Raw genomic sequence first — 5,520 nt, forward strand, 5'->3', positions numbered from 1 at the left:
ATCGGTAGATGATCTGTTCTCCACCGAAGAAGGCCGCCAGGATGCAAAGCTGGAAAAGATTCAGGAAATTCCGTTGTCTGAACTGCATCCGTTTAAGAACCACCCATTCAAAGTCAGGGATGACGAAGCCATGATGGAGACTGCTGACAGTATCAAGCAGTATGGCGTTCTGGTTCCGGCCATTGCCCGACCGGACCCGGAGGGCGGTTATGAGCTGGTAGCCGGACACAGGCGGCACAGAGCCAGTGAGCTGGCAGACAAGGAGACCATGCCGGTCATTGTTCGGGATTTGGATGATGATGCCGCTACAATCATTATGGTTGACAGCAATTTACAACGAGAAAGCCTGCTCCCCAGTGAAAGAGCATTTGCTTATAAAATGAAGCTGGATGCCATTAAGCACCAAGGAGCCAGGACGGATTTAACTTCGGCCCAAGTTGGGCCGAAGTTGACTGCGGCAGAAAAAATCGCGGAGAACAGTCCAGATAGCAAATCACAGATTAAGAGATTTATCCGTCTGACAGAGCTGATTCCTGAATTGATGGATATGGTGGATGAAAAGAAGATTGCCCTGAACCCTGCTTATGAGCTGTCCTTTCTCAAAAAGGAAGAACAGATAGACCTACTGGACGCGATGGACAGTGAACAGGCTACCCCTTCCCTTTCCCAAGCCCAGCGGCTCAAGAAATACAGCCAGGAGGGGCATCTGACCCTCGATATGATGCGTGTCATCATGGGTGAGGAAAAGAAAAGTGATCTGGACCGAGTGACATTTACCTCCGACACTTTGCGGAAATATTTCCCCAAAAGCTATACGCCCCAGCGGATGCAGGAAACCATTATCAAGCTGCTGGAGGCATGGCAGAAAAAGCGTCAGAGAGACCAGGAACGATGAAAGGAGCCGCCTATGAGGGATATTTCAGCCCGTGAGCTGAAAGGACACAACATTCTCGCCGTAGAGAGGTTTTGGGATAATACCCGCTGGATGATCGAGTTTTCCGTCCTGCGTCCCAGCACTGCTTACGGCAGCCCCGGAGATGAAATGCGGTTGTTTTTGACTGAGGACGGGTATCAGGCCGCCCTGCAAAGTCAACAGCGCCGGGAGATCAAAATCAAGCGTTACGCTCGTGTGATTGAGGGACATATCCTCGATTTCAAACCGGGAAAACGCCGCCGCTCATAAACCCATACAACGAAAGGAAAGGAATGACTATGTGTACGGTAAAGGAAATTCAAGAAGCAATCCGGGAAGATTGCAAATCTCAGCATGACATGGATTCAACGGATATTGACCGAGTGATGCAAACACTTCCTTTCGCCCAGGAGGAGCCATTTACAGAGGCGCGTCCCCAAAAGCCGCTGTTTTGGTTCTATGCAAGAAAATTTGAAAAGCGCTGAACACCGCAATTCTTTGAAATGAGGATTGCGGTTTTTTTGTACCCAAAATTCGGAAGGAGTGAGGTCAATGGCCGTTTTTCGCATTGAACGGACCCGTGATTATACCGTGATGAGCAATCATCATTTACGAAATGCAAACCTGTCGTTAAAAGCGAAGGGGCTGCTTTCCATGATGCTGTCTTTGCCAGAGGACTGGAATTACACTACCCGTGGCCTTGCAAAGATCTGTAAGGAAGGCGTGGATGCCATCGGTGCTGCCCTGCGTGAACTGGAAGGAGCCGGATATATCGTGCGCCATCAGAGACGCGATAAAAGTGGGCGGATTACAGATACCGAGTATGTCATCTATGAACAGCCCCAGCCAGATATGTCCCAGCCGGATACGGCTTCACCAGATACGGAAAACCCGGATATGGTAAAACCGGATACGGAAAAGCCCGCAGAATTAAATATAGAGAAATCAAATACAGAAAAATCAATTACTTATGGATCAAGTACCGATTCCATTCCCTTCCGGGAAACAGCGGCGGCAAGACCGCCGGAACGGAAAGGAAGGGATGCGATGTCTGTCACAGAGATAGAAAATTATCGGGAGTTGATTTTGGAGAATATCGAGTATGACTGCTTGAAGCAGCGTTATCCTCTCTACCTGGATGACCTGAATGAGATCGTAGAGCTGTTGGTCGAAACGGTCTGTGCCAAACGAAAGACCACCCGGATCTCTGGGGCAGACTTCCCTCACGAGATCGTGCGTTCCCGTTTTTTGAAACTGGACAGCTCCCACATCGAGTTTGTCATGGACTGTCTGCAAAAGAATACCACCCAGGTACGCAACATGAAGCAGTACCTGCTTGCGGTGCTGTTCAATGCGCCTACCACCATGAATAACCACTACACTTCACTGGTCAATCACGATATGCACGCAGGCGGCTGGTAAAGGCCGCCTTTTATCATGCCAAAGGAGGCACGACATGAACCAGATGGAAATTTTCAAAAACCCGGAGTTTGGCAGTATCCGTGTCATTGAGGAAAACGGCAAATACTTGTTCAGCGGAACGGATGTGGCTGCTGCGCTGGGGTACAGTAATCCCCGCGATGCAATTATCCGCCATTGTAGGTATGTCGTGAAACGCGACGCACCTCACCCACAAAGCCCCGACCGCAAAATCAGTATGACTTTTATCCCAGAAGGCGATTTGTACCGCCTGATCGTTCACAGCAAATTGCCATCGGCAGAGCGGTTTGAACGGTGGGTATTCGATGAGGTCCTGCCTACTATTCGTAAGCACGGGGCCTATCTCACAAAAGAGAAGCTGTGGGAGGTTGCCACTTCCCCGGAGGCTCTGATGAAGCTCTGCTCAGACTTGTTGGCTGAGCGTGAAGCGAATATTTCTCTGCGTAAGGAAAATGCACAGCTGGAGGGCAAAGCCGCTTTCTATGACCTGTTCATCGACTTAAAGCACAGCACCAATCTCAGGACTACCGCCAAAGAGTTGGATGTCCCGGAGCGCCGGTTTGTTCGGTTTCTGATAGAACGGCGGTTTGTGTACCGCACGGCATCCGGCAATGTGCTGCCTTATGCCAATGTGAAAAATGCAGGGCTGTTTTGCGTCAAAGACTACTGCAACCACGGTCATACCGGTTCCTACACGCTGGTCACGCCCCAGGGCAAGCTCTATTTTGCTCAGCTGCGGGAGATGATCTTGCTGGTCTTATAAGAACAGAAAGGAAGTGGGTTTTATGCAGGAAGGAAAAACAATCGGTCAGCTGATGGAGGAAATGCGTCAGAAAGCCGGGGCGCAGAACTATCACGGCCATGACTACATGGATCTTCAGCGATTTGCGGAGAACACCCGGCACATGATTATTTTTGATGTGCTGACGAATGACTCCCCGGTGGGCTGGAAAGGAGAACGAACCCGCCTGTTTTTGTCAGATATAGGCTATGAAAAAGCTCTGGACAGTCAGGCAAAGGGGCAGATCAAGATTCTCAGCCATGCAAAGGTCAGAAATGGAGATTTGTTTTATGACCACAAAGAACAGATACGATAGGAGGAATCTGATATGAATGAGGAAAAGAAAGTCCCCTTCAAGTGGGAATATGGGGAAGAAACCATATCGCTGCAACTTGGGATGTATGCGAATAATCAGCGGCTTTATATCGGCATGATTACCCATACAGAAGATGGAGCAGAACCGTTTGCAGATATGACGGTGAACCTACCGGGATATTCCCTGGACCCCGGAGAGGCGTTTATTTCCGGTGACATCAGCAAGGACCTGCTGCGATTCATCAAAGAGAACAAATTGGGGAAGGTGCTTCCCTATCAGGTGCAGTCCGGTTATGGAAAATATTCTGCCGTTGCCTTTGATCTGGAGAAGTTGAAGGTATTTGATCCCAAAGGTATGGCAGAGTTTCGGGAAGAGTGGAATTTGCCGGATAAGAAGCCGGTAAAGAAAAAGAGCCGCGGGATGGAGCGATGAAGAAATATTTTCTCCGGCGGCTGGTGGTCCCGCCTTAGAAGAAAATGCACCACCCCTGCACATTTTGTGGAAAGGAGGCGATGAAAATGCAGGAAGAAGTGGAAAACAGAACTTTAACGCTGGTTGTCAGTGGAACAAAGTTCACCGGCAGGCTGCTCAAAGCCGCCATCAGCAAGTACATGGCCCACTGCAAGGAAAAGAAGCTGCAAAAGCAAAGAAGCCGTGACGCTCCTGTGACACCCCACGGAAAACAGACCGTCAAGCAGCTCATTGGTCAGAATCAGGGGATCTCCAATATCGAGATCACAGACCCTTCCATCAAGGAATTTGAGAAGATCGCCCGGAAATATGGTGTGGACTATGCGGTGAAGAAAGACCGCAGTAGCTCCCCACCCAAGTACCTGATCTTTTTCAAAGGCCGTGACGCCGATGCGCTGACCGCTGCATTTACCGAGTACACCAGCAAAAAGGTCAAGAAGGCCGAGAAAACAGAACGCCCGTCTGTGCTGGCAAAACTCAGTCAGTTCAAAGAGATGGTCAAAAATGCCGTGGTGGACCGCACCAAGCGAAAGGAGCTGGAACGATGAAAAAGCAGTTTGACATCAAAAAGCTCGTTTTGCTGAACCTGCCCTATCTCCTGATGGGGCTGTTTACTACCAACTTCGGGGAGGCATGGCGACTGGCTCAGGGGGCAAATGCTTCAGAGAAATTCCTTTCTCTGTTTGCTGTCCTGCCTGGGGCGCTGCAAAGCTTCTGGCCCAGCCTGCACCCGCTGGATCTGCTGGTGGGGCTGTGCTGCGGTGCTGGCCTGCGTCTGGCGGTGTATCTCAAAAGTAAAAACGCCAAGAAGTACCGTCACGGCATGGAGTATGGTTCTGCCCGTTGGGGAACCCGTGAGGATATTGCTCCCTACATCGACCCGGTGTTCCAGAACAATGTCATTCTCACAAAAACCGAAAGCCTGACCATGAACAGCCGCCCCAAGGACCCAAAGACCGCCAGAAACAAAAATGTGCTGGTGATCGGCGGCTCCGGTTCCGGTAAGACCCGTTTCTGGCTCAAACCAAATCTGATGCAGATGCACAGTTCTTATGTGGTCACAGACCCGAAGGGAACCATTTTGGTGGAGTGCGGGAAAATGCTCCAAAGGGGCGCACCCAAACTGGGAAAGGACGGAAAGCCCATGAAGGATAAGCACGGCAAGGTCATTTATGAGCCGTACCGCATCAAGGTTCTAAATACCATCAACTTCCGAAAATCAATGCACTATAACCCTTTCGCCTATATCCATAGCGAAAAGGACATCTTGAAGCTGGTCACAACGCTGATCGCCAATACCAAAGGCGAAGGCAAGGCCGGGGACGATTTTTGGGTCAAAGCAGAGACCTTGCTGTATTGCGCGCTGATTGGGTATATCCACTATGAGGCTCCGGTAGAGGAGCAGAATTTCTCTACCCTCATCGAGTTCATCAACGCCATGGAGGTTCGGGAGGATGACGAGGAGTTCAAAAACCCGGTAGACCTGATGTTTGATGCACTGGAATCGGAAAAGCCAAACCACTTCGCAGTGCGGCAGTATAAGAAATATAAGCTGGCAGCCGGTGTTGTATGCTCTAAAAGACTTCTTAATCAAGCGGT

9 protein-coding genes are annotated in these 5,520 nt (G+C 50.1%); all 9 read left to right on the forward strand.

The window, feature by feature from the left end:
- The coding region (locus PGS25_RS13680; RefSeq protein WP_270419102.1) for a ParB/RepB/Spo0J family partition protein at positions 1–895 on the forward strand (895 nt) is incomplete at its 5' end.
- A gap of 12 nt (positions 896–907) precedes the next feature.
- On the forward strand, positions 908–1,183 hold the full coding sequence (locus PGS25_RS13685) for a DUF5720 family protein (protein WP_006775625.1): 276 nt from the start codon (positions 908–910) through the stop codon (positions 1,181–1,183).
- A 29-nt stretch (positions 1,184–1,212) separates the two neighbouring features.
- Complete coding sequence (locus PGS25_RS13690) at positions 1,213–1,398, forward strand: hypothetical protein (RefSeq protein ID WP_008982210.1); 186 nt, start codon at positions 1,213–1,215, stop codon at positions 1,396–1,398.
- 67 nt (positions 1,399–1,465) lie between these two features.
- Positions 1,466–2,335 (forward strand): DUF6017 domain-containing protein, encoded by an 870-nt coding sequence (locus tag PGS25_RS13695; RefSeq protein WP_270419103.1) that lies wholly within the window; start codon positions 1,466–1,468, stop codon positions 2,333–2,335.
- A gap of 34 nt (positions 2,336–2,369) precedes the next feature.
- Positions 2,370–3,116: a BRO family protein gene (locus PGS25_RS13700; RefSeq protein ID WP_006775628.1), complete on the forward strand. Its 747-nt coding sequence runs from the start codon at positions 2,370–2,372 to the stop codon at positions 3,114–3,116.
- A gap of 22 nt (positions 3,117–3,138) precedes the next feature.
- Entirely contained in the window at positions 3,139–3,450 is a 312-nt protein-coding gene (locus PGS25_RS13705) for a DUF5720 family protein (RefSeq protein WP_006775629.1), read from the forward strand.
- A 12-nt stretch (positions 3,451–3,462) separates the two neighbouring features.
- Positions 3,463–3,882 (forward strand): DUF4313 domain-containing protein, encoded by a 420-nt coding sequence (locus PGS25_RS13710; RefSeq protein ID WP_270419105.1) that lies wholly within the window; start codon positions 3,463–3,465, stop codon positions 3,880–3,882.
- 86 nt (positions 3,883–3,968) lie between these two features.
- A complete protein-coding gene (locus PGS25_RS13715) occupies positions 3,969–4,469 on the forward strand; it encodes a PcfB family protein (RefSeq protein ID WP_002570687.1) in 501 nt (166 codons plus the stop codon).
- Positions 4,466–5,520 (forward strand): type IV secretory system conjugative DNA transfer family protein (locus tag PGS25_RS13720; RefSeq protein ID WP_270419107.1); only part of this gene is annotated, 1,055 nt, incomplete at its 3' end. The genes PGS25_RS13715 and PGS25_RS13720, both read left to right, overlap by 4 nt.

Origin of the sequence: Butyricicoccus sp. AM78-15b2TA (assembly GCF_027665985.1) — a bacterium.
Classification (GTDB): Bacteria; Bacillota; Clostridia; order Oscillospirales; family Butyricicoccaceae; genus Agathobaculum; species Agathobaculum butyriciproducens.